We start from the raw sequence: 23,442 nt of genomic DNA on the forward strand, positions 1-23,442 counted from the left end.
TCCATCACGATTCTACCGCTTCCTCACTTCCCAACCATCCCCCGCCCACCCGACACATAGGTTCTTGCCCTGGGCGTTGGTGATGCGGGGAGCTTTCACATACCAACCGCGCCCGTTACCGGAACCATCCGTGTGATAACGGAAACGAAGGAATTTTACTCCCTCCGGAAGTTTGATCACCTGCTGCTCCCAGCCCTGGCTGTTTCCGGTAAAAGGCGAGGTGAGTGCCGTCCATTCTTTCCCGTCGGAGGATCCCTCCACACTTCCATAATCCAATCCAGCTTCAGTCCGGTACCAGGTTTCAAAGGCGAGTGTTCGGCTTTCGGAGGCAGGAAATTCTTCGGATGTTAAGCTGCGGTTCAGATTGTCCCCATAACCTCCAAACCAGGCCCCCCTCTTCCCGGGAATCGGAACCGAAATCGCATCAGCAGCCATTCGGGCGATGTGACGGCGGACCGGGTTGATCGAAGGGGTGTTTCGGGTAGGGTGAACCCGGTTGGTCAGGGTAATAACCATAGCGGCATTTTTTCTGCTGACAGCAAGGGCGGTTCCGGTATAACCCGTATGCCCCATAGTCTCGATGTCCGCCAAGGCATCCATATACCAGTGCTCGTTCAGTTCCCAGCCTAGTCCATGGTCGTGTCCAGGAAAGGCCTGGTTCTGGTTTACCTCCATCAACTTGACTGTTTCCGGTTTTAAGACCCGCGTCTTACCGTATTTGCCACCGTTTAGCATCGTATGGGCAAATATAGCCAAGTCTCGGGCGGTGGAGAAAACCCCCGCATGACCGGCCACTCCACCCAGGGACCACGCATTTTCGTCATGCACCGATCCCCAAACCATCCCCCGATCAGGAGAAGACTGGTATTCCGTGGCGGCAATCCTTGGTCTGAGGGAAGAGGGCGGGTTGTACATCGTGTCCTTCATGCCAAGCGGCCCGGTGATCGCTTCCTTGATATAAGTGTCCAACCCTTTGCCGGAGAGCTTTTCCACCAAGGCTCCGAGGGTGACCATATTGAGGTCACTGTATGTGTAAGTTGAGCCCGGCTGGTCTTTAAGGGGGTGAGCAAAAACGATCTGCATTCGCTCCTCCCGACTGTTTCCCATCTCCCATAGAGGAATCCAAGGTTCAAAACCAGAGGTGTGGGTCATCAATTGGCGGATGGTCACTTTATCCTTGCCGTTTTGGGCAAACTCAGGGATATACTTGGCGACAGGGTCGTCCAAGTTGAATTTCCCTTCTTCATAGAGCTTCATCGCTGCCGTGGATGTAAAAACCTTGCTGATGGACGCGAGATCGAAAATCGTATCCTTTCGCATCGGGACAGGGGTCTCGAGGGGTGTCTTCTGATCATCGGAATAAAGTGCCGCATTACCGTAAGCTTTAACCTTCACTACTGCCCCCCGGCGTGCTATGAGCACAACCGCTCCCGGTGTTATCCCCTTTTGGATCTCCTGTTCCATAAAGGAGTCCATGGCATCCAACGGACCGTTCGCCATCCCCGCCGACCGAGGGGAACCCGGATGGAGTACAGGGCTTATCCGTCCCGGATTATCCCAGGATTTTGGCCTTCCCGTCGCCTGGTGAATGACGTCCACCCCCACTTCGCTCTTTTTCGTCCATGTCTCAATCATCGGTTTCGGCGAACCCTCGTCCCCCCACACAGTAAGGGGTGAAAGTAAGCTCAATCCGAGGGTGACAGAGAACGCTTTTCGCCAAGGAACGCCATTTGTCATAAGGATAACCCCTTTCCTATCGATAGCTTATCCTCGTCTGATGAAATTTTTCCTCTCCTTTCTTATATTATCAGAAATAACAGAAAAATGATTCGGCCACACGTGCAAAGCTCATATCCGGAAGATAAAAAAACGGCTCCCGGCTTTCACCGACAGTCGCTTTTTGTTTTGTCACCCTTATGCCCCTTTTCGTTCGTCATCCCAGCCACTCGTTTCCAGGGTGGTTTTTACAGCCCGTTTCTCCTCTTCCACCAACATCATCCGTAGGTAATCCCGGCCATCGTAAATCCCCCGGTGGGTAAGAGGCTTACACACGCCGGAATGGGTTCTTATCTCCTGTCGGCCAAATACCTGTTTCATCATTTTCACAATCATGTAATCATCCCCTTTCACCGGGAGATTGAAGAGATTTACCCGTATTCATATATAATGTTTCATTTTTTATATACCCTCTGTTTCATAATGTGTAAACCATGCTTTTATGACCAGTTGTTTTCATTTCGATGACAAGATCATCCGCCCTAAAAAACCCGTTGACACCTCCTCAAATTATAATTATTATTAATAACAAGTTATTATCAAACAATAATACATATAACAGGAGAGTGCTCATTCATGGATGAGAAGCGTCGACTGACGACGAACCAGGGTGTACCAGTGGGAGACAACCAAAATTCACGTACAGCAGGGCACCGGGGACCGACTCTGATTGAAGATCACCATCTGATCGAAAAACTGGCCCATTTTGACCGCGAACGTGTGCCCGAACGCGTGGTTCACGCCCGTGGTTCCGGCGTTCATGGGGTATTCAAGGTGACCCACAGCATGAGAGAGTACACAAAAGCGGCCTTTCTCCAAGAATTAGGAAAAGAAACGCCGGTCTTTGTGCGGTTCTCCACGGTGATTCACCCCTCGGGCTCTCCCGAGACCGCCCGTGATCCGCGTGGGTTCGCTGTCAAATTCTACACCGAAGAAGGTAACTATGACCTTGTGGGGAATCATTTGCCTGTCTTTTTCATTCGTGACGCAATCAAGTTCCCTGACATGATTCATTCCCTGAAACCAGCTCCAGACACCAATATCCAGGACCCGGATCGCTATTGGGACTTTATGAGCCTTTCCCCTGAGTCCACCCATATGATGACCTGGGTATTTTCCGATTACGGAATTCCAGCCAATTACCGCCAGATGGAAGGATTCGGGGTTCACGCCTTCAAATGGATCAATGCCGAAGGGAAAATCACCTATGTAAAGTACCACTGGAAACCTCTCCAGGGTGTGAAAAACTTGACCGCAGAAGAAGCAGCGCGGGTGCAGGCAAAGGATTTCCAGCACGCCACCCGCGACCTATTCGACAACATCGAGAAGGGAAATTACCCCATGTGGGACTTATACGTACAATTGATGGATCCCAAGGACCTGGACAACTTTGAGTGGGATCCGCTAGATGATACGAAAATTTGGCCGGAAGACCTTTACCCGCTGTATCCGGTCGGTCGTATGACGCTCAACCGCAATCCGAAGAACTTTTTCGCCGAAGTGGAACAAGCCGCTTTCTCTCCCGGCGCTTTTGTACCAGGAATCGAAGCTTCCGAGGACAAAATGCTGCAAGGCCGCCTCTTCTCCTATCCGGACACTCAGCGTCACCGAATCGGGCCCAACTATCTGAATCTGCCGATCAACTGCCCTTATGCACCGGTGCAGAATTACCAGCGCGACGGGAACATGCAGACGAAAACCGATTTCTCCACGATCAACTACGAGCCAAACCGTTATGAACATACTCCCGAGGAAGATCCAACCTACCTGGAAGCCCAGTTCCCCCTTGAAAAGAACGAGGTAGTTGGGCGTCAGAAAATCTACAAGACGGATAACTTCACACAAGCTGGAGAACGCTACCGTTCATTCAATCCCTCCGAGCAGGAAAATCTCATCAAAAACCTAACCAACGATCTGAAACGGGTGAATGAAAAGACCCGCCTTCTGGCCATCTGCAACTTCTACCGCGCTGACCGGGAATACGGAGAACGGTTGGCGGAAAGTCTCGGTGTAGATATCAGCAGTTATGTGAAGCAAACCTGAGGAAACCCTTGCCCAATTCCCGATGGTTTTCAACTTAATTCGCTCGTTAAACAAACAGGAGGCCGGATAGATATCCAGGCCTCCTGTTTGTTTATTTCATTGGCACAATACATTTTCTTTCCCGGTCCAATTGCTCAGCCAACCGTAACGCATCAGCGACAGAATCGGCTTTACAGCGGGCTTTTTTTCGTACCCCCTCGGGGGCGTGAGCCATGGCGATACTGTTGTCGGGGAAGGCATCAAACATCGAGACATCGTTAAAGGCGTCCCCTACACACATGACTTCCTTTGGTTGCAGCCCGAGATGCTTCACAAGAACCTGAAGACCGTGTCCTTTGGAGACGCCGGCAGGCATAATATCCAGGCAATCCTTATCGGAGATAAACGTATCAATTTGCCCGGGAAAACGGAAATCCACTTCCGCTTTTAACTTCTTAATCGTATCCATCTCCCCGAAATAACTAAATTTACAGGGGAGAAATTCCCTGCCATACCGTTTGCGAATATCCGGCAACGTCTCAATCGGGGCAAAGAGCCGACTCCGGACGATCTCTCCGTATGGGTGTTCCTCCTCCACGAAAAGATTGTTCTCAAAGCAAACGATCATAAACACATCCCAACCGATGGTCTGATCGTGAAGCTCCTGGGTTAATTCCAGGGGAAAGGAAGAGACATGAAGGGATTCATTCCTCTTCGTACGGACGAAAGACCCGTTTTGACTCACCCCGTGGCAAGGGATGCCGAGGGTTTCCATCACCGGGGTAAACTCTTCCTGCATCCGACCGGAAGCGAGGCAGATGTCTGCCCCCCGGTCTTTAGCCGCTTTTAAAGCTTTTTGGTCTTCTTCTCGGATTTTCTGGCCTTGATCCAGCAGGGTCCCGTCCAAATCGCTGACAACCAATTTAATCATTCGTTTCTTTCCCCTCCATTACTTTGATCTCTTTTTCCTCCAGTACATCCCGGATCGCTTCAGTGGGGATCCGATCAGCGACGATCCAGTCGATCTCTTCTAACCCGCAGACCCGATGGAAAAACCGGCGGTCAAATTTCGTAGAATCGGCGAGTACAACCGTCTGGTCAGCGCGGCGAATCGTCTCACGAATGACATAACCATCCTCATCGTGGGGGAAAAAGAGCCCTTCCTCCGTGATCCCGCTCGCCCCGAACAGCACTTTATCCACCCGGTACTCTTTTAGTTTTTCGATGGTCGCGGCACCGTAAACATAGCGGTGTTTTTTATGGAGGAGCCCGCCCAAAAGATGGATGGAGACTCCCTCTTTTTCGGTCAAAATATCGGCAATATCGATCGAATTGGTCACCACGACGACATCCTTTGCCTTCAGATAACGGGCGGCAAACTGAACGGTCGTGGAGGCATCCATGATCACATAATCCCCATCTCGGATCAGGGAGGCGGCCATCCGGCCGATTTCTTCTTTGACGGCTGGTTCAGCGCGGAGTCGCTCTTTGTAACCCTGAACCTCTTTATTCAGAGTGGGTAGAATCGCTCCACCCCGTGTGCGGATAATGGTACCCTCTTCATCCAGCCTTACTAGATCCCGCCGAGCAGTATCACGGGAGATGCCGAAGAGATCACACAATTCCTGAACACTGACCCGTTTGTTTTTCTTCAAATGTTCAAGGATCGCAAGCATTCGCTCTTCCTGATACATAAAGCGCCCCCATTTCCCCTTAATACGCATATATAAGCAATAGAATCAAGCATTTATCATTCATTATAAGTATTTAAAAGTGATGAGGCAACAAAAAAAAACCACTCCGCAGCCCGGATGGTGTTAAAGAAATGGCTCGACATACTCCTTGAAATACCGTCCCCAATGAGGCTGTCTTCCGTCTTCGTCGGTAAACCCGTATTCTTCAACCAATTCCCATGTAGAGAGAGCACGCCCTGATTTCTCCTCCACATAGGGATCGGCTGCGAGGCACGTCACAGCTTTTCCGATATAGGAAGGGGTCTCCGAGGCGATGAAATGGGGATTCTTCTTGGCTCCTTCCCGCCAGTTAGCTTCTGTGACCCCGAGATGGTCCAGCATCGCTTCTGATCGGAGAAAACCAGGGGTCAGGGAGACGGATGTAATGTTGTGCGGTCGCAATTCCTCGGCCATCCCCTCTGCCAGGTGGATGGCCGAGATCTTGGTAAGGCTGTAGTAGAGGGACGTATCCCTCCTGTATCGATAATCCACCCCGTCTGTGATCTCGATGATAAGCCCCTGATTGCGGATCACCATGAGAGGAACGGCATAACGGCTCGTCAGGATGCGGGAATTCACGGCCCGTTCCTGCAACCGGATGCCCTTATGCGGAGGCAGCTCCCAAAACGCCATCCCCCATTCCATCCAAGTATCTCCGTCCCCCAGATTGTTTACCAGCAGATCCAGGCATCCATCCTGTTCTTTTTCGATCCGTTCAAAAAGGTTCTTTACCTCTTCCTCAACCGTATGATCCACCCGGACGGCGATACCCTTTCCTCCGCGGGCATCCACCATTTCAGCTGTTTCCTCAATCGTTTCCGGACGTCTGGTAGCGGGTTTTCCATGGACGCTGCACCCGGTCACATAGACGGTTGCGCCGGCCTCCCCCAGCATCAGGGCAATCCCCCGCCCCGCACCCTGGGTGGCCCCCGCCACGACGGCGACCTTTCCCTTCAAGGAATTCAACGACGGTTCCACACGATCCCTCCAAATATAGGAATTACCCGACTCATCCCTATATTATTTAAGACCGGATCGTTCTTATCCTGCCGAAAAGGATAATTCCTCCTTTTCTTAACGTTCAACCGTCTTTGAGCACCAGCCCTCGCAACCCCGGTTTTCCCTTAAGAAGACCAATCGCATACACCGTGTAAGCCGCATCGGCAGTCAATTTCACATTGGGGATCTTCAGTACCGCCCTTTCCGTACCGGTCGGACGAACTTCCAGGTTGACGGTTGCTGAGGGGAGAAAGAGGTAGTCGGTTCTCTCTTTATAGCCGATCTCTTCAAAGAGAACATTGGCACCCGTAACCGCTAAATCCACTCGGGGGGTATCGGGAGAAAGGTGGATAAAACGGATACCGGCCATCCCTCTTCGTCTTGTCGGCCGATCTTCCACCGTCAACAGCTCCAGCCTGGCTTTTCTCCCCACCACGGCTACGGTATAGTGCTGACCGGCAGCGGCGGAGAGCCGTACAGATGCTACCGGCGTCCCTTTTCGGCCCGCAGGGTAAATATCCACTTTGCGACTTCCAGCAGGAAGAGCCCGGTAGTCTGTCGTCTGCCCGAACTTCACGTTTCGTGCCAACCGTTTCCCGTCAGCATAAACATCGACAAGAGATGCATCAGGGGAGGCATGGAGAATACGAACCATCGCGCTCCCATCCTCCCTTGGAGGCCTCTGCTGGGCTATCGGTTGCCAATCCTCCATGACTTTGCCCGATCGGTAAGCTTTAGCCACCTTACGGGCGTATTTAAAATGCTTCCGGTAAAAATGGATGTGAGCATCCGGGTCCATATACTTGTAATAATCAGCTAGCAGCAGGTAGCGATAAGCCTTTTCTATCCAGCGTCTCATCTCTTCTTTCGAAGCCATTATCCGACCTCCTTGTTCGGAACCTCATCCCTTAAGAATATGCGCCCATGGGCAGGAAGTGTCCGAAAAAAACGGCGTTCAGTGATCCACCAGTGGATAGAGGCCGCCCTTTCCAATCCGCACCGGGAGAATAAACTGTGGATGACCAACAGCTTCGAAAAAGGAGGGCGGTTAAACCATGTGGCTGGCCAAAATAGCCAACCTCTTTGCCGGGATCGGCAGCTTCGGAAAGTTATCATCCATTTGGAAATGGTGGGGGACGGTCCGTTCTTTTCACCAATTGTGGAAACGGGTGAAAACGATGTGGGGAGTTTTCACAAAAGCGGCCGCCTAATCAAACAAAAATCCTGCCTGGATCAGGCGGGATTTTTGTTTAGGAGTGCGAAAGAAGGATATCCCCCGATTGAAGGAGCCAAGCACCGCTCATCCTTCGGAGCTTTTCGGGTTCCTCCGCACCCGCTGGTTGCATAGGATCATCGTATTTTGCTGTTTGGAGACGATGTTATTGTTGTTTCCCGTCACGGTGATCCCCCCAACGGATTTCTGATTCATGGGGGGGTTCATCTGCTGACCTGGGCGGGGTACGACAGGAATATTGGGTTGATTCGACAGAGTCCCGTTCTGGGAGACAATCCCATATAGGCTTCTCCACATACGCACGAAGCCACCCCCTTGGTATCCTTTTATTTTATGATCGATCTTTTCTATTGAACCGGCCATTGCTCGGGGTGCCCGAACCATCCTTATCACGCCGGAATTCCTTTCGTCTATGCTTGACATTCCCGTTCTAAGCCCTTTTTTCTTTCAATATAATGGCACTGGTAAAAGGAAACGGAGGAATCGGTATGTATACGACGAGAAAAGTGTATTTCCCTTTCGTCGGTCCCTATGATCCCTGTCCTCCCATGCGAGTCAAAACTTACGAAACACCCCCCCAGCTCTATATGGGATTCCAACCTTACAACCTCCCCCAGTTCTCACCGCCAGAGGCTTTGAAACGGGGAGCACTGTGGCCGGCCCTGTATGCCCCCTACACCAACCCTTTTGAACACCCAGATGGTGGTCGCCATGACTAGCATCCATCATTGGAGCGACGAAAAGAAAAAGGAATACTTCCATTCCTTGGAGCAAATCCAAATCCTCGACTTCGTCTTGGTGGAGTTGACCCTCTATTTGGATACCCATCCCAACGATCGGCAAGCCATTCGCCAATATAACGAAACCACCCGACAAAGCTTCGAACTGAAAAACCGCTTCCAGCAGCGGTTTGGTCCTTTACAGCCCTTTGGGGGCAGCTATTCCACCGATCCCTGGTCTTGGGGGGAAGCACCTTGGCCTTGGCAGATCTAAAACCTACAGATCGAAGGAGGATTTCGTTTGTGGATTTATGAAAAAAAATTGCAATATCCCGTTCGTGTCAGCAAATGCGACCCGCGCATGGCCAAATTTCTGATTGAACAATACGGTGGAGCAGACGGTGAACTGGCAGCGGCCCTCCGTTATCTCAACCAGCGATACACCCTCCCCGATAAAGTGATCGGCCTTGTCAACGACATCGGCACGGAAGAGCTGGCTCACCTGGAAATGATTGCTACCATGGTTTATAAACTGACGAAAGATGCGACAGCCGAGCAGATGAAGGAGGCGGGGCTCGGAGACCATTATGCCGATCATGATAAAGCTCTCTTCTTCCATAACGCGGCGGGAAACCCCTTTACCGCCACTTATTTTCAAGCGAAGGGGGATCCGATCGCCGACCTGTATGAGGACATTGCAGCAGAAGAAAAAGCCCGGGCGACTTACCAATGGCTCATCAATATGACCGACGACCCGGACTTGATCGACGGGCTGACGTTCCTCCGAGAACGGGAAATCGTTCACTCCCAACGCTTCCGAGAGGCCGTCGACCTGATTAAAGAAGAGCAATCGAAGAAAACCGTATACTGATAAACCGGGCAGCCCAGTACAGGGCCGTCCGGTTTCCCTATTTGTCCTAATTTAAGATTCCATCCCCCACAATTTCCACTTCTACTTTCGGCTTAAAACGCACACGGGGATAATCCCGGAACCATTTCTTTTTCTTCCTCACCTCCGGATTAAAGGCGATCAGTTGGCGAGCGACACAAAAAGCATCACAATGGGCCTTTTGCAGCTTTCTGACCAACTCTTCCGATTCCCGCGTCAATATTTTGGACAAGGTTTTGTTGAGACGTTTCATGGTTTTCTCGTCATTCACTTGGTCCATAGGGAACTCTGAGACTGTCCCCAGCAATTTGACATCGAGGCGCACTTCCACATTCCCGTTGGGCCGGACAAGAACCTCACATTTGCGTTTCACCTGGTTTCTCTTGATTTCGATAATGACATAGCCAGCAGGGTTACGCCACCATACGGCTTCCCCGTCTAACCGAATACCACAAAGGGGATTGTCGCTCCCGAGTTTGGTTGTTCCAACAAAAAAACCGACCTTCCTTGGCCGGTTTCTTTCCCGATATCGTTATCCCCTCAGGTTCCTACCCGGTAAAATTCATGAAAAAGCTTAATCAACGCCCGCTTCTCGATTCGGGAGACATAGGAACGGGAGATACCCAGTTCCTTGGCGATTTCCCGTTGCGTCTTCTCTTTCCCCCCCGACAGTCCGAACCGACTCTTAATCACTTCCTGTTCCCGTTCATCCAGGATATGAAGATGCCCATAAATTTTCTTTTTCTCAATCTTCATTTGCACCTTTTCCACGATCTCATCCCGCTCTGTCCCTAATACATCGATAAGAGTGATCTCATTCCCCTCTTTATCAGTACCGATAGGATCGTGCAAGGAGACATCCTTACGAGCTTTTTTAAGGGAACGGAGATGCATGAGGATTTCGTTTTCAATGCAACGGGCAGCGTAGGTAGCCAGTTTGGTTCCTTTGTTGGGCTGATAAGATTCAATGGCCTTGATCAGGCCGATGGTGCCGATGGAGATGAGATCTTCCGTGTCCTCGTTGGTATTCTCGAACTTTTTGGTGATGTGGGCGACGAGACGAAGGTTGTGTTCAATCAATTTGTTTCGGGCCTGACGGTCACCCTGGGCCATCTTTTTAAGGCACTGTTCCTCATCTTTTTCGTTCAGGGGCTGGGGAAAAGCGTTGTTCTTGATATATGCGACAAAGTACCACACTTCCCGGAACAGGATAGCGAGAGTCGTGATCAAACCGGGCACAGCCGCTGTCACCTCCGCTCATGTTTGCCGAAAAACAGGTGTTACCAGCATATGTGCAGGCGCACGGGCGCGTGCCTGTACGGGGAAAATCAGGGAAAGGATTGGGTTTTCACAGGCTCCACAGCCTCCGTATTATATACGACTATAAAGGGTTAAAGCGATGAAGTTTTATAAATTTTTATTTCTAAAACCTGATCTAAGTATCCCATCTATCCATCACAACAGTTTCATCCAAAATATAACATTATAAAAACGCATACGCTCTCTTATCCGAGGACCCCCCCCTTACTAATAAGGGTTTTGTCCGAAGAGGTATTTTTCTGGTTTTTTCAAACCAGATGTTTTATTTTATTTGGAAACATTTACTTATAGATTTAAGCCCCATTTCGTGTTCTAATTTTATAGAACTATATGAAAGGGGCGTTGCGAATTGTTGGACTATTTTATTAATACTGCCAATGATATCCTCTGGTCTTACATTTTGATTGCACTTCTCCTTGGGCTGGGACTCTACTTTACAATCGGGACCGGCTTTGTTCAGCTCCGCCATTTGAAAGAGATGTTTCGTGTTTTAAAAGACAAACCGGCAAAGGCACCCGATGGAAGTAAACAAATCTCCTCGTTGCAGGCGTTTTTCGTCGGTGCAGCGACCCGGATCGGAACCGGGAACGTCGCAGGTGTAGCAACAGCTATCGCCGCTGGGGGTCCCGGTGCCGTCTTTTGGATGTGGCTGGTCGCTGTGTTGGGAGGAGCCTCTGCCTTCGTGGAAAGCACCCTGGCACAGATTTACAAAGCAAAAGACAAAGTTGGCTTCAAAGGTGGCCCCGGTTATTATATGCAAAAACAATTGGGAGCCAAGTGGATGAGCGCCATTTTCGCCGTTACCATTATCCTGAGCTTTGGCCTAACCTTCAACGCTGTCCAAAGCAACACGATTGCAAGCGCTTTCAACAACTCTTTTGATATGAATCCCGTGGTCTTAGGGGTTGTGCTCGCAGTTTTAACAGGAATCATTATCTTTGGTGGGATTACCCGTATCGCTCGCTTCTCAGAGATCATTGTTCCTTTCATGGCCGCCTTTTATATCCTGTTGGCCCTGTATGTCATGATCGTCAACTTCACTCAAATCCCTGCCGTATTGACCTTGATTTTCAAGAGCGCCTTTGGTTTGGAGCAAGTAGTCGGCGGAGGGATGGGGGCTGCCATCATGATGGGAGTCAAGCGGGGATTATTCTCCAATGAAGCAGGGATGGGAAGCGCGCCTAATGCCGCTGCCACGGCAACCGTCACTCATCCTGTGAAACAGGGGTTCGTTCAAGCACTCGGCGTCTTCTTTGACACCCTGCTCGTATGTAGCGCAACAGCTTTTATCATCTTGACTTCCGGTGCCAAGCCCTCAGAGCAGTTAACGGGAATCGATTTAACCCAAACGGCTATGGGTGAACATTTTGGTGAATGGGCCGGCTTATTTTTAGCCATCGCCATTTTCACCTTTGCATTCAGCTCAATTATTGGTAGCTATTATTACGGGGAAGCCAATATCACCTTCATTCATAAAAGCCCGAAGGTTTTACTCACCTACCGAATTCTAGCCCTGGGAATGGTCGTATTCGGAGCAGTCGCCAGCCTAGAAATCGTCTGGAGTTTGGCCGACCTAGCCATGGCGCTGATGGCATTGACAAACCTTATCGCCATCATGCTTCTCGGAAAGTATGCATTTGCCGCATTGAAAGATTACCTCGCTCAACGAAACCAGGGGAAAGACCCCGTCTTTTATGCGAACAGCATTCCAGGATTGAAGGGAATTGAGTGCTGGGACGAAAAACCGTCGGCAGAGAAAGAACAAAAAGGAGCTTAACGCTTTCTCAATGAACAACAAAACCGCTCCACCCATTTCTAGGGGATGGAGCGGTTTTTAATTGGTGCAAAAACCATTTGATCCCTTACAGAGAGATCATTGACGTTTGGAGAGTTGGATGACGCCGCCCCGGTTCTTTTCTCGCAACACTTTGATCCGCAACCCGTGTTTCGGAAGGACTTTGCCGACCGTTTTAGCTCCGGGCATGGTATAGTTCCGATGATCATCGAACAGACGGACCCCAGGTTGGCCTGGATACTTCAGGTCTCCATAAGTGAGGTAGTTTTTGATGTCAATAGGAGAGGTTCGGCTGAGACCGAAGGCTGCATCTCCCAACTGATAACGATCCGTAGCCGGGTCGGTCCAGTCTTTGTTCCAGTACTGGACTCGCTGATGGGAATCCACAACACCAACCATGCCGTAACCCGGGTGACCGCTCGTGTTATTGTCTAGGTAACGACCATCATAATACCAGACGACCATTCCTGGATCATAGGTAAGGAAGCTGTCCCCTCGGCGCAGTTTAGCAAGGCCCTTATCCACGCCGTGATGGGTGCGCCATTCGATCAGATAGTAGTTCGAATGCATGGTGCCGCTTCCGTCAAAGCGAGTAAATCCGGACAGGTCGAACTTCGGCTCCTCTTCCGCGCCGTCTTCCAGAACAGTGTTATTATCACTGCTTATCACGATGTTATCCACGTAAAAACCGTCCAACGTCAGACCGCCGTCGGTAACATACTGGAATTCGAGCTTGATCTTCTTACCCGCAAATTCAGAAAGATCCAGTTCTTCCTTTACCCATTTACCATTCGTGTCATCGTCATAGGCTTTTAACTCTTTCTTTTCATTGGTAGCCTCGTCGATGACTTGGACATACAAGTAATCGTAACCCGTTTCAATCTGGCGCCAAGAATCGAAGCTGAGGCTTGCCTTGGAGGCCCCGGTCAAATCGATCGTCTTAGACGTCATCTTGGTATCTAGATTGTCTCCGATGGTGGAATAGTAGGAATACTTCCCGGTTTTCGGCTGAGTCGGCGGCTTTTTCTCCACTTTAGGCAAATTGATTTTCAGGGTTTTGCCAAACAGATTCTTGCTGACCGCTTCTTTCAAATTCGCTTTCTTTTTCCCTCGGATATCTTTCAAGTCGATTTCCATCGGGTGTGACCAGTAGCCTCCGAAAGTCGCTTGCAGGAATTGTTTGGACCACGGATCGAAGCCAACCGGTTCCGTCCCGAGGATTTTGCCATTCCAGCTGCCTCCGGACATGACAGACCAGGAGCCCACTGGAGACCCAAGGCCGGAGCGAGTGGTGTCATACAGATCCGGCACGCCGAGGTTATGGGCGTACTCGTGAGCAAACACCCCTACCGCCCCGTCCTCCGGCTGAATCATGTAATCATAGGCTTTCAGGGAAGTCCCCGGAATAGTCGCCGGCTTCTTCAAGGTCCAACGATGGGACCAGACGGCATCATCCCCGAGCTCTCCTCCGCCTGCTTCTTCCCCGACGCCAGAGTGGACGATCATCAGATTATCCAGCCTCCCGTCGGGTTCCATCACATTGCCGTCCCCATCGAGATCATAGGGATCGCGCTGGTCGTACTGATCTTCCTTCCCTTTAATCGCCTTCCCCACGGACTCCAGTGTCTCCTCCACCAGTTCACGGGGAGCTTTGTCATTATCATTGCGGGCGGGATCATTCCCCCCATAGTACGAAGCGTCATGCTTCGCCTTCTTCCAGGGAGTAACGGTTCCGTTAACAGCCCAACTGTCGCCGGATTGATCCTGGTAGTATTTCGCCATGGTAGTCAGTTTCAAGCCCTCGGGAGTGGTATAATTCCGAGGACTGAACAGCATTTTCTGATAGTGGGATTCGCTGAAATCTTTCGTATAGAGCGAACCTCTTTCCTCTTTTATCTGATTATGCTCATAATCAGGAAATTCAATCAATGCCACAGCGATATTGTCCGTATGGGCGGCTTTCCCTTTTAGTTGGCCTTTCTCCGCTTTGGTAATCGAACGATCCTGCATTTTATCCAGCCCTTTTTGGGCTTTCTTCCCATATTTTGTCGATGTATCAACGCCGTTCGGCACGCGGCGCTTTTCCACGTACTTCTGAACGGCTAACTCCACTTCTGCTGGTGATGCGCTCTTTTTGATTTTCCCCTTTTTAATCAGTGCTTCAGCCAACCGTTCCGTGTTTACTGAGCCCATGTCCACCTTCTGGTCTGTGACCTCTCGCCCCGAGGGCTTCGGCTCCGCTGATACCATGGGAGCGGTAGCTACGGCTCCCATCACCAGAGCTGCGGACAACAGCCCAGCTGTCGTTTTACCGATTTTCCCCAAATGATCTCATCCTTTCCCTATCACGATTTAACCCCTTCGAATAAAGGGAGCAGGGTAAAAAGGCCCTCCGTCCCAATATTGCGATATATGAAATTCTCCACAAGACTTCAAAAATCCTTTAGTTTGGGAGAAATATTTTTTATAAAACAAAAAATGACACTACGCTTGGCTACTGTCAACCATCAGCTATTTATAAAGGTAGGCACCGGAACAAGATTAAAAAGCTTAATACTTCCTAAATGAACGAAAAAAACCCTCCACCCACTTTTAGGGGATGGAGCGGTTTTGGAAAGGGAAAAAACCGTATGATCCCTTATTGAGAGATCATTGACGTTTAGAGAGTTGGATGACGCCGCCCCGATTCTTTTCTCGCAGCACTTTAATCCGCAAGCCGTGCTTTGGAAGGACTTTGCCGACCTCTTTAGCTCCAGGCATAGTGTAGTTCCGATGATCGTTGAAAAGAGGAACACCCGGCTGGCCTCGATACTTCATGTCTCCGTAATTCAGGTAGTTTTTGATGTTGATGGGAGAGGTTCTGCTGAGACCGAAGGCCGCATCTCCCACTTGGTAGCGATCTGTAGCCGGGTTGGTCCAGTCTTTATTCCAATACTGGACTCGCTGATGGGAATCCACGACACCAACCATGCCGTAACCCGGATGCTCGCTCGTTCGATTGTTCGCGTAACGACCGTCATAAAACCAGACGACCATGCCGGGATCATAGGTAAGGAAGCTGTCCCCCCGGCGCAATTTGGCAAGACCCTTATCCACACCGTGATGGGTACGCCATTCGACCAAATAGTAGCTCGGATGCAAAGTGTTGCTTCCATCAAAGCGGGTAAATCCGGACAGGTCGAAGTTCGCCTTCGATGGGTCTTCCGCTCCGTCTTCCAGAACTGTCTTGTTGTCACCGGTTACAGCGATGTTATCCACGTAAAAACCATCTAACGCTAAACCACCATCGGTAACATACTGGAACTCGAGCTTGATCTTCTTCCCCGCGAAGGCGGAAAGATCCAGATTTTCCGTTACCCACTTGCCTTTCGTGTCATCATCGTAGGCTTTCAATTGTTTCTTTGCTTGGGTGGCCTCATCAATAACATTGACATAGAGGTAATCGTAACCCTTTTCAATCTGGCGCCAAGAATCAAAGCTGAGGCTGGCCTTGGAGACCCCGGTCAAATCGATCGTCTTGGAGGTCATCTTAGTATCTAGATCGTTCCCGACCGTGGAGAAATAGGAATACTTCCCGGTTTTCGGCTGAGTCGGCGGCTTTTTCTCCACATCGGGCAGGTTGATCTTCAGCAATTTGCCAGAGAGTTTCTTGTTGACCGCTTCTTTCAAATCCACTTTTTTCTTACCCTGGATATCTTTCAAGTCGATTTCCATCGGGTGTGACCAGTAACCTCCATAAGTCGCCTGTAGAAACTCCTTGGACCACGGGTCGAAACCTACCGGTTCCGTCCCGAGGATTTCGCCATTCCAGCTACCCGCGGACATGAGAGACCAGCAGCCCACCGGAGACCCGAGTTTATCTTTATCCTCTTTATTGGTGTCATAGAGGTCCGGCAAGCCGAGGTTATGGCCGTACTCGTGAGAAAACACCCCTACAGCCCCGTCTTCCGGCTGAATCATGTAATCATAAGCTTTCAGCGAAGTCCCCGGGATAGTCACCGGATTCTTTAGGGTCCAACGATGCGACCAGATGGCATCCTCACCGAGATCTCCTCCGCCCGCATCTTCTCCGACACCGGAGTGGACGACCATTAGGTTATCCAGCCTCCCGTCGGGTTCCATCACATTGCTGTCCCCATCGAGATCATAGGGGTCGCGCTGGTCATATTGGGCTTCCTTGCCTTTGATCGCCTTCCCCACGGAATCCAATGTCTCCACCACCAATTCACGGGGAGCTTTGTCGTCATCATTGTTGGCAGGGTCGTTCTCCCCATAGTACGCCGCGTTGTGCTTCGCCTTCATCCAGGGAGTCACCGTTCCGTCAACCGTCCAGGTTCCACCGGATTGTTTCTTATAATATTTGGCCATGGTAGTCAGCTTGAGTCCCTCGGGAGTGGTATAATTCCGGGGACTGAACAGCATTTTCCGATAGTGGGATTCGCTGAAATCTTTCGTGTAGAGCGAACCTTTTTCCTCTTTGAGTTTATTGTGCGTATAATCAGGAAATTCAACCAATGCCACGGCGATATTATCCGTATGGGTAGCTTTCCCTTTACGTTTGCCTTTCGCCGCTTTGGCAATCGAACGAGCCTGCATTTTCTTCAGCCCTTTTTGGGCTTTCTTACCAAACTTCGTCGAGGTGTCAACACCGTTCGGAATGTTGCGCTCTTCCACGTACTTCTGAACGGCTTGCTCTACTTCCGCTGGGGAAGTATTCTTTTTGATTTCACCCCGTTTGATCAATGCTTTACCCAACCGCTCCGTGTTCACCGAGCCCATGTCCACATTCTTGTCTGTGACCTCCCGCCCTGAAGGCTTCGGTTCCGCCGATACCATGGGAGCGGTAGCTACAGCTCCCATCACCAGCGCTGCAGACAACAGCCCAGCCGTCGTTTTACCGATTTTTAACAAATGACCTCATCCTTTCCCTATCGATGTTTGACCCCTTTGCATACGGGTGACGGGTACAAAGGCTCAGGCACCCCATCCCAATATTGCAATAAATGAAATTCTTCATGATAATTAAAAAACCCTCCTAAAAAGGAAAAGGTTTTTTCACATAAAATATGACAGATCCTCCTACGTGCTACCAACCACCGGATAACGGTTCATCAGCGTTTTTGCCCGAGGGGCCCATGGACTCGAACAGTACAAGTGGTGTGCCTGCTACAACTCTCCTTGTAATGATATTGTAATGGCTATAATATTTAAGGCAAAACTTTACCCAATATTTCTCCTCTCCTTTCGGCCGGAATCGGCGGCCTTTTTTCCAGGCGCCGGAACAAGACATGGTAAACCCAGGCGCTAATGAATGCAATAACACCAAGAACGAGGAAAGTCCAGGCATGCCCCACCCAGGAGGCGAGGGGAATGGCGAAGGGCGCCAAGGTCCGTCCGATGGAGAAACGAAGGCTGGCAGCAGCAAAGTACTGACCACGCATATGCTCCGGCGCTAGCTCGGCGACAAAGCTTTCCTGGAGACCTACCACCGCCAGTTCGCCCGCAGTCAGAAGAACAACGGCAATGACAGCAACCCACAGGTTGGATGAACTACCGAGGACAAGCATTGAAAGACCATAGAGAATGGAAGAGACAATGAAGACATTCCCTTCCCGGTAACGAGTGATCCAGCGGGTAACCCAGACAGTAAATAGGACCACGAGAAAACCGTTTTCCGCCACCAGCCAGCCAAAAAAGGCAGCACCCCCGGTTTCGATACTCCACTGACCAACGGCGACAAGCGTTTGAACCGGCACGGCTTCCGTCACGTAGACAGCGATCGCTAGGTCCAGTTGCATAAATGTCTGAGCTACCAAGATACCCGCCAGGATAAACAGCATGAAGTTTCGGTCCGCAACAATGACACGGTAATCCTTCAGTTGCTGAAAGAGGAAATGATGCCACTTCATCCTTTTCCCTTCGGGGAGCCTCCCCGACTCTTCCTGGCGGGGCACGGTTTCCCGGATATAGCCGCCAATAAGAACCGTCAACATCAGGGAAGCTGCTGCAGCAAAGAGAAGCAGTTCAAAACGATAGGCAAAAAAGAACAGTCCACCTATGATCGGACCAATAACTACCGCTACGTTGATCGCCGTATAGAAAACAGCGAACACCTCGTTTCGATCCTTCGGTTCGACCAGATCCGCCACCATCGCATGACTGGCGGGCCAATACAGGGAACCGAATACACCTAAAGCCGTAAAACAGGCAAAAGTCAACAAGGGGGAGTGATACCAGGGGGAGTTTGCAACGGCGAACAGTAAGAATGCGATTCCCTCTCCCGCTGAAGCAATCAACATCATGCGGCGGCGCCCGAAGCGGTCGGCACACCATCCGCCGATCAGGTTGGCGAATACACCCACCAGTTGGGACAGAATCAATAACCCGCCAGCGGCCCCCTTACCAAAAGACTCGGAGAAATAGACAGCCATAAAAGGGAAAAAGGTCCAGAACAGGACATTGATCACGCCTTCCCCTAGCAACCGGACCTTTAGGTTCCGATCCCAATCTCTCCAAGACATCGTTCTCCCTCCTTTTTCTCTGTTTTTTTCCAACAAAAAAAGGGCCCCAGACAGGATATATCCCTGTCTGGGGCCCCGTGGCCAAATCGATGGAGGTTTATAAAGCTCCATAAAGAGGCGGCGACGGGTTGGGAAAGGGATCCTGCCATGGAATACGGGTAAACGCGGACACATGCCCTCCCTGGAATATCGCAAAGGGGCGCAGACGTACAAGGATATCATTGATATCTTTAACGCTCGTTTTCTTGATTCCCATGATCCCTTTCACCTCCGTCCATGCTTAAAAAATGGTTATTTTTCATTTTATCGAAACCCATCGCTCCCGGCAATACCTAATTTTTCATTTCTCATTCCCTCCATTCCGTCCGAAGGGGTTTCACATCCGACGGAATTCGCTCCGAAGCGCATCGAATAACATTCGCACGGAAGCTCCCCTGGTATCCAAAAACCGGGCCGAAGAGCGGGTTCGTCACCAGCACGCGGATCCGGTACCGTTCCGCTTCCTCGTCATACCATTCGCATACCTCCGCTTCCCCGGTAAGCCAGCGGGGGAAGCGGAATTGGACTCCCCCCTCGTAAAAGCGTTGTTCTTTCGAACGAAGATATAGACCCCCATTGGGGGCGACGGAGAGTTGGATATCCACTGCCAGGTGTTGATGGGTTCCCAGGTAGTCCACGACCACCCCCCTCTGACGGCTGTAAATCATTGTGGCGTCAAAACGTCGAACCCGATCCCCTAAGTGAAACCGCCGGGACCAGGTGACCGTCTCCCGTCCATAGGGATCCCGGTAGGCGAAATTACGGACTGTAAAAGGAATTTGAGACTCCACACGCCTGAAGGCGTGGGATTCTTGGGTAGTTAGCGTTCTCAGTCCATTTCTGTTTCGAACAACTCCCAAGTTGAGGGCGGTCTCATCAGCCCGTCCCATGCAGTTAGAAGTGTACCCACATGGGCGGCGTACCTGTTACCAGTACGCTAGGCGGCAAGGCCCGATATCGCTTTTCCAATATTCATGGCTCCGTTTAGATCGGCATGGCAATCGTAGCCGCATTTCCTACACTGAAAACGAAGACCCTGTCGGTTCCGCTTCTCCCTGTGTCCACATTTACAGGTCTGGCTCGTGTATTCGGGATTCACTTCTTCATAGCGGATTCCAGCCATTTCCGCCTTATATTGAATAAACGATTTCAATTGATAGAATGCCCATGAATGCAGGCTTCTTCCGGGATCTTTTTTTGACTTGGCTCGGTTACGGATAGCCGTCAGGTCTTCCATGCGGATCGTTCCCACACCGTGGGTGATCGCAAAGTTAACCAACTGACGGCTGATTTGATGATTCAGGTTCTTCATCCAGCTGGATTCTTTGTTCTTGGATTGACGGATTGCTTGTAGTTTCTTGTTCTTTCCGAGTTTCCTCCTTCGCGAGAAAAAGGAGCGCCGAACAAAGGCACAAGGACTTCCTTTGAAAAACAGCGATTTTGTCCCCACACTACTGACAGCGAGGTAGCGAAGTCCTACATCAATCCCCATGACTTTTTTCTTTGCAGTCGCTTCCACTTCCCATGTGATGGGGAGAGCCATATACCATTTCCGCTTCTTTTGATAGAGCTTTGCCGCTCCCATTTTCACCGACCCATTCACGATCTTCTCTAACCACACTTGCTGAAAGGGACGTGTGACCACAGGGACGCCAATCCTTTTTTCGAGTGTAGGAAAGGATACCGTATAGAAAGCTCCGCTTTTTTCTACCTTGACATTTTGATTATTGAAGCCACACCACATCTTGCGAAATGCTTTCGCTCGTTGCTTTTTCTTCTGGGACTTCACTTCGCGAATCGTTTGATTCACCACCGCAGACGGGAAGCGCTTCATGGAGAAATTTTTAAAAATCTTGCTGGTTGCCTGGTTGACCTCGGGATGTAGGAGGAGCCAATTAGCAAATTCGGTATTGATCGCAGTCATTTGCTGATACATGGTTTGTTTCGCTGCCGTTGGCTTAAACAGCTCTAGCCGCAGTGTGATCGTGGGCATTTCATCACCCCCTTGTTTTTTCTCTTCGATATTCTTGTTCTATATGTTCATTTTATATCCTTTACACTGCAACAAAGATAAGAAAAAGATGGTTGCTCTGTTCACCCCCTAAAAAGCAGGGGGTATTGAGCAACGCCGCCTTTCATCCTACGATTGAAACCGTGGGCTTTCAGCCGGCTAATTCTGTAAAACGAGAGAGGGGGGAGAAACCGCTTTCCCCCCAAGGCGTGGACGGAGGCGAAAGGTCGTGGTATCGTATGAATACATCACTCATACATCTCCCAGAGGGAGGAGCACAGGCACTCATGAACATCATGGCATCACAGAACATCCAACGGCTGGAGATGGGAGTTTTCAACGAACTGCTGGAAGCAAAGAGGCGTCTGGAGCGGGGCGGTATGGAAATGATTGACCTGAGCATTGGAAGTCCAGACACGCCTCCGCCGGACTTTGTCAAAGAAGAAATCATCCGCCATGCCTCCAGCGATACCAACTACGGTTACACGATGGGAGCGATCCCTACCTTCAACGGGAAGGTAGCTGCCTTTTATGAAGATCGGTACGGTGTCCCCCTCAACCCTCGTGCGGAGGTGCTCCAGCTGATCGGCTCCCAGGACGGCCTCGCCCATCTGGCAACCGCCCTGGTCGATCCAGGGGACATCGTGTTGGTACCGGATCCGGGCTACCCCATCTTTGAAGTAGGTGTTCATATCGCCGGTGGGGAACCTTGGCGAATGCCCCTTCGGGAAGAGTTCGGCTTCTTGCCTCGACTGGATCACATTCCAAAAGAAATTGCTGAACGGGCCAAGATGATGGTACTCAATTATCCCGCCAACCCCGTCGCTGCCCTCGCTGACCAGGCTTTCCTGGAAGAAGCAGTCCGTTTCGCTCGCCAAAACGATATCCTGATCGTCCAGGACTTCACCTATTCGGAGTTAGTCTTTGACGGGCAGCGAGCGGTCAGCCTGCTCTCTGTACCGGGTGCGAAAGAGGTGGCCGTCGAGTTCAACTCTTTCTCTAAAACCTTCAATATCGCTGGATGTCGGGTGGGATACATGGCAGGCAATGCTGAAGTACTCCGTATAATGGCGACAATGATGTCTCACACGCAGTACGGAATCTTCTATCCCATCCAGAAAGCGGCGGAAGCGGCACTAACCAAAGGCGGCGATTTCATCCGTAAACAGGTCGCCCTTTACCAATCCCGCCGGGATGCCCTGACGGACGCCCTGACAAATGCCGGCTGGAATACGGCCAAGCCCGCCGCTACCATGTACGTATGGACACGTACCCCTAAGGGTTGGCTGTCGTCAGATTTTGTCTTTCAGTTGATGGAAGAAACCGGCGTCGTCCTGACTCCCGGTAGTGCTTTCGGTGCCGAAGGGGAAGGGTTTGTTCGTATCACATTGGTGCAACCGGAGGAAAAGCTTCGCGAAGCGGCGGCTCGGATCGGAGGATTTTTAAAAACATAACCTCAGAAGCCCATACCGGGCTTCTTTTTTCATTCTCACCTTTCTGGGTACACTATAGCCAGCCCAATGGTGATAGGTGATTCCGATGATATCCCCCCATTCCCATCCTTCTCTTCACTGCCGCTTCTTCGGCGCTGGTCCTGCCGTCCTTTTCCTCCACGGGATTGGGACAGGATGGCGGCTTTGGAAACCCCAGATCCCCGCTTTTTCCCCTTTCTTCCGAATGATCCTGCCAGATCTCCGGGGACACGGCCTCTCCCCGCCCTTACCAAGGGATTTTACTTATGACATGATGGCGGATGATCTAGCGATTCTACTCGATGAGGCCAATATCAAAAAAGCGCATGTTGTGGGTCTATCCATGGGAGCCATCGTGGCCCAATGTTTTACCCTCCGTTATCCGGAACGCGTGGATCGGCTGGTGTTGGCCGACGGTTACTGTGATATGCCTGACCGTTTTACAGCCTTTTGTATGCACAGCTCCACGCCTCTCTGTTACCTGCTGCCCTGGTCTCTCATCCAATGGCTTGCCATCCATATCCATCGCGGGGATGATAGGGAGGCTCGACTGACCAAAGAAGTGTTGAAGGATTCCCTCACAATCGATAAAAAAACGTTTCTTCGCCTTAAAAAAAAATTCCCCCCCGATCTGTCCCCCCTACTTCACCGAATCCATGTGCCCACGATGATCTTGGGGGGAGAGGGGTTGGAAGTGGAAAAGAGAGGATCGCTGATGCTCCACAGGCGGATTATCCACTCTCGACTTGCTTTCTTTCATCATGCCTTCGACCCGCTAAACACGATGGCCCAGGATTCCTTTGACTCCTTAGTGCTCGACTTCCTACAAGGTCGGCCAATGAAGCGATACCCCGGCGTCCAGTTTAAACTCCGTCAGGAAACCGGACGGGACACTTGAAAAAGGGAGCCGAT

22 protein-coding genes are annotated in these 23,442 nt (G+C 50.8%); 8 read left to right on the top strand and 14 right to left on the bottom strand.

Going from position 1 to position 23,442, the window contains the following annotated elements; genetic code table 11:
* Positions 1-12: 12 nt before the first annotated feature.
* Both ACFOUO_RS08190 and ACFOUO_RS08195 read right to left on the bottom strand, forming a co-directional pair.
* Positions 13-1,737 carry a serine hydrolase gene (locus tag ACFOUO_RS08190; RefSeq protein WP_380704065.1) on the bottom strand — a complete coding sequence of 575 codons (1,725 nt, stop codon included), beginning with the start codon at positions 1,735-1,737 and terminating at the stop codon, positions 13-15.
* 177 nt (positions 1,738-1,914) lie between these two features.
* The gene (locus ACFOUO_RS08195; protein WP_380704067.1) at positions 1,915-2,112 is read right to left on the bottom strand and encodes a hypothetical protein; all 198 of its coding nucleotides are present in this window, start codon (positions 2,110-2,112) and stop codon (positions 1,915-1,917) included.
* Between the two features lie 240 nt (positions 2,113-2,352).
* Between ACFOUO_RS08195 and ACFOUO_RS08200 the strand changes: the two genes are divergently transcribed.
* Complete coding sequence (locus ACFOUO_RS08200) at positions 2,353-3,819, top strand: catalase (RefSeq protein WP_380704069.1); 1,467 nt, start codon at positions 2,353-2,355, stop codon at positions 3,817-3,819.
* A gap of 91 nt (positions 3,820-3,910) precedes the next feature.
* On the opposite strand, the gene ACFOUO_RS08205 is transcribed toward ACFOUO_RS08200, so the two are convergent.
* From ACFOUO_RS08205 to ACFOUO_RS08220, 4 genes are all read right to left on the bottom strand, one after another.
* On the bottom strand, positions 3,911-4,729 hold the full coding sequence (locus ACFOUO_RS08205) for an HAD family hydrolase (protein ID WP_380704071.1): 819 nt from the start codon (positions 4,727-4,729) through the stop codon (positions 3,911-3,913).
* The gene (locus tag ACFOUO_RS08210; RefSeq protein ID WP_380704073.1) at positions 4,722-5,492 is read right to left on the bottom strand and encodes a DeoR/GlpR family DNA-binding transcription regulator; all 771 of its coding nucleotides are present in this window, start codon (positions 5,490-5,492) and stop codon (positions 4,722-4,724) included. Before ACFOUO_RS08210 ends, ACFOUO_RS08205 begins: the two co-directional genes overlap by 8 nt.
* Positions 5,493-5,615: 123 nt before the next feature.
* The gene (locus tag ACFOUO_RS08215; protein WP_380704796.1) at positions 5,616-6,497 is read right to left on the bottom strand and encodes an SDR family oxidoreductase; all 882 of its coding nucleotides are present in this window, start codon (positions 6,495-6,497) and stop codon (positions 5,616-5,618) included.
* A 115-nt stretch (positions 6,498-6,612) separates the two neighbouring features.
* Positions 6,613-7,407: a DUF4397 domain-containing protein gene (locus ACFOUO_RS08220; RefSeq protein WP_380704075.1), complete on the bottom strand. Its 795-nt coding sequence runs from the start codon at positions 7,405-7,407 to the stop codon at positions 6,613-6,615.
* A 178-nt stretch (positions 7,408-7,585) separates the two neighbouring features.
* Here ACFOUO_RS08220 and ACFOUO_RS08225 point away from each other — a divergent pair, with 178 nt between their 5' ends.
* Positions 7,586-7,741: a hypothetical protein gene (locus tag ACFOUO_RS08225; RefSeq protein ID WP_380704077.1), complete on the top strand. Its 156-nt coding sequence runs from the start codon at positions 7,586-7,588 to the stop codon at positions 7,739-7,741.
* Positions 7,742-7,830: 89 nt separating this feature from the next.
* On the opposite strand, the gene ACFOUO_RS08230 is transcribed toward ACFOUO_RS08225, so the two are convergent.
* Entirely contained in the window at positions 7,831-8,067 is a 237-nt protein-coding gene (locus tag ACFOUO_RS08230; protein WP_380704079.1) for a hypothetical protein, read from the bottom strand.
* Between the two features lie 185 nt (positions 8,068-8,252).
* Here ACFOUO_RS08230 and ACFOUO_RS08235 point away from each other — a divergent pair, with 185 nt between their 5' ends.
* Genes ACFOUO_RS08235 through ACFOUO_RS08245 form a run of 3 tightly spaced genes read left to right on the top strand, consistent with a single transcriptional unit; the run spans position 8,253 to position 9,354 of the window.
* Entirely contained in the window at positions 8,253-8,483 is a 231-nt protein-coding gene (locus ACFOUO_RS08235; RefSeq protein WP_380704081.1) for a spore coat associated protein CotJA, read from the top strand.
* Positions 8,476-8,757 carry a spore coat protein CotJB gene (locus ACFOUO_RS08240; protein ID WP_380704082.1) on the top strand — a complete coding sequence of 94 codons (282 nt, stop codon included), beginning with the start codon at positions 8,476-8,478 and terminating at the stop codon, positions 8,755-8,757. The genes ACFOUO_RS08235 and ACFOUO_RS08240 overlap by 8 nt, the downstream gene beginning before the upstream one ends.
* A 27-nt stretch (positions 8,758-8,784) precedes the next feature.
* On the top strand, positions 8,785-9,354 hold the full coding sequence (locus tag ACFOUO_RS08245) for a manganese catalase family protein (RefSeq protein WP_380704084.1): 570 nt from the start codon (positions 8,785-8,787) through the stop codon (positions 9,352-9,354).
* Between the two features lie 46 nt (positions 9,355-9,400).
* On the opposite strand, the gene ACFOUO_RS08250 is transcribed toward ACFOUO_RS08245, so the two are convergent.
* Both ACFOUO_RS08250 and sigK read right to left on the bottom strand, forming a co-directional pair.
* Positions 9,401-9,820: a Ger(x)C family spore germination C-terminal domain-containing protein gene (locus ACFOUO_RS08250; RefSeq protein WP_380704798.1), complete on the bottom strand. Its 420-nt coding sequence runs from the start codon at positions 9,818-9,820 to the stop codon at positions 9,401-9,403.
* A gap of 92 nt (positions 9,821-9,912) precedes the next feature.
* Entirely contained in the window at positions 9,913-10,611 is a 699-nt protein-coding gene (gene sigK / locus ACFOUO_RS08255; protein ID WP_380704086.1) for an RNA polymerase sporulation sigma factor SigK, read from the bottom strand.
* A gap of 430 nt (positions 10,612-11,041) precedes the next feature.
* Between sigK and ACFOUO_RS08260 the strand changes: the two genes are divergently transcribed.
* On the top strand, positions 11,042-12,469 hold the full coding sequence (locus ACFOUO_RS08260; RefSeq protein ID WP_380704088.1) for an alanine/glycine:cation symporter family protein: 1,428 nt from the start codon (positions 11,042-11,044) through the stop codon (positions 12,467-12,469).
* 96 nt (positions 12,470-12,565) lie between these two features.
* Here the strand turns inward: ACFOUO_RS08260 and ACFOUO_RS08265 are convergent, their stop codons facing one another.
* The 5 genes from ACFOUO_RS08265 to ACFOUO_RS08285 form a co-directional block, all read right to left on the bottom strand.
* Positions 12,566-14,812 carry an immune inhibitor A domain-containing protein gene (locus tag ACFOUO_RS08265; RefSeq protein WP_380704090.1) on the bottom strand — a complete coding sequence of 749 codons (2,247 nt, stop codon included), beginning with the start codon at positions 14,810-14,812 and terminating at the stop codon, positions 12,566-12,568.
* A gap of 324 nt (positions 14,813-15,136) precedes the next feature.
* Positions 15,137-17,398, bottom strand: a complete 2,262-nt coding sequence (locus ACFOUO_RS08270) for an immune inhibitor A domain-containing protein (protein WP_380704092.1) — start codon at positions 17,396-17,398, stop codon at positions 15,137-15,139.
* A gap of 296 nt (positions 17,399-17,694) precedes the next feature.
* The gene (locus ACFOUO_RS08275) at positions 17,695-19,008 is read right to left on the bottom strand and encodes an MDR family MFS transporter (protein WP_380704094.1); all 1,314 of its coding nucleotides are present in this window, start codon (positions 19,006-19,008) and stop codon (positions 17,695-17,697) included.
* Between the two features lie 347 nt (positions 19,009-19,355).
* Positions 19,356-19,838, bottom strand: a complete 483-nt coding sequence (locus ACFOUO_RS08280; protein WP_380704096.1) for a DUF4166 domain-containing protein — start codon at positions 19,836-19,838, stop codon at positions 19,356-19,358.
* Between the two features lie 146 nt (positions 19,839-19,984).
* Positions 19,985-21,040 (bottom strand): RNA-guided endonuclease TnpB family protein, encoded by a 1,056-nt coding sequence (locus ACFOUO_RS08285; protein WP_380704098.1) that lies wholly within the window; start codon positions 21,038-21,040, stop codon positions 19,985-19,987.
* Between the two features lie 305 nt (positions 21,041-21,345).
* Between ACFOUO_RS08285 and ACFOUO_RS08290 the strand changes: the two genes are divergently transcribed.
* Both ACFOUO_RS08290 and ACFOUO_RS08295 read left to right on the top strand, forming a co-directional pair.
* A complete protein-coding gene (locus tag ACFOUO_RS08290; protein ID WP_380704100.1) occupies positions 21,346-22,512 on the top strand; it encodes an aminotransferase class I/II-fold pyridoxal phosphate-dependent enzyme in 1,167 nt (388 codons plus the stop codon).
* Between the two features lie 85 nt (positions 22,513-22,597).
* Entirely contained in the window at positions 22,598-23,428 is an 831-nt protein-coding gene (locus ACFOUO_RS08295) for an alpha/beta fold hydrolase (RefSeq protein WP_380704102.1), read from the top strand.
* Positions 23,429-23,442 lie beyond the last annotated feature (14 nt).

Origin of the sequence: Salinithrix halophila (genome assembly GCF_042650125.1) — a bacterium.
GTDB lineage: Bacteria > Bacillota > Bacilli > Thermoactinomycetales > DSM-45169 > Salinithrix > Salinithrix halophila.

Bases quoted from the DNA above. Each gene is read 5' to 3' on its own strand.
- ACFOUO_RS08190 (WP_380704065.1), bottom strand. From the start codon at position 1,737: ATGACAAATGGCGTTCCTTGGCGAAAAGCGTTCTCTGTCACCCTCGGA.
- ACFOUO_RS08195 (WP_380704067.1), bottom strand. From the start codon at position 2,112: ATGATTGTGAAAATGATGAAACAGGTATTTGGCCGACAGGAGATAAGA.
- ACFOUO_RS08200 (WP_380704069.1), top strand. From the start codon at position 2,353: ATGGATGAGAAGCGTCGACTGACGACGAACCAGGGTGTACCAGTGGGA.
- ACFOUO_RS08205 (WP_380704071.1), bottom strand. From the start codon at position 4,729: ATGATTAAATTGGTTGTCAGCGATTTGGACGGGACCCTGCTGGATCAA.
- ACFOUO_RS08210 (WP_380704073.1), bottom strand. From the start codon at position 5,492: ATGTATCAGGAAGAGCGAATGCTTGCGATCCTTGAACATTTGAAGAAA.
- ACFOUO_RS08220 (WP_380704075.1), bottom strand. From the start codon at position 7,407: ATGGCTTCGAAAGAAGAGATGAGACGCTGGATAGAAAAGGCTTATCGC.
- ACFOUO_RS08225 (WP_380704077.1), top strand. From the start codon at position 7,586: ATGTGGCTGGCCAAAATAGCCAACCTCTTTGCCGGGATCGGCAGCTTC.
- ACFOUO_RS08235 (WP_380704081.1), top strand. From the start codon at position 8,253: ATGTATACGACGAGAAAAGTGTATTTCCCTTTCGTCGGTCCCTATGAT.
- ACFOUO_RS08240 (WP_380704082.1), top strand. From the start codon at position 8,476: ATGACTAGCATCCATCATTGGAGCGACGAAAAGAAAAAGGAATACTTC.
- ACFOUO_RS08275 (WP_380704094.1), bottom strand. From the start codon at position 19,008: ATGTCTTGGAGAGATTGGGATCGGAACCTAAAGGTCCGGTTGCTAGGG.
- ACFOUO_RS08285 (WP_380704098.1), bottom strand. From the start codon at position 21,040: ATGCCCACGATCACACTGCGGCTAGAGCTGTTTAAGCCAACGGCAGCG.
- ACFOUO_RS08290 (WP_380704100.1), top strand. From the start codon at position 21,346: ATGAACATCATGGCATCACAGAACATCCAACGGCTGGAGATGGGAGTT.
- ACFOUO_RS08295 (WP_380704102.1), top strand. From the start codon at position 22,598: ATGATATCCCCCCATTCCCATCCTTCTCTTCACTGCCGCTTCTTCGGC.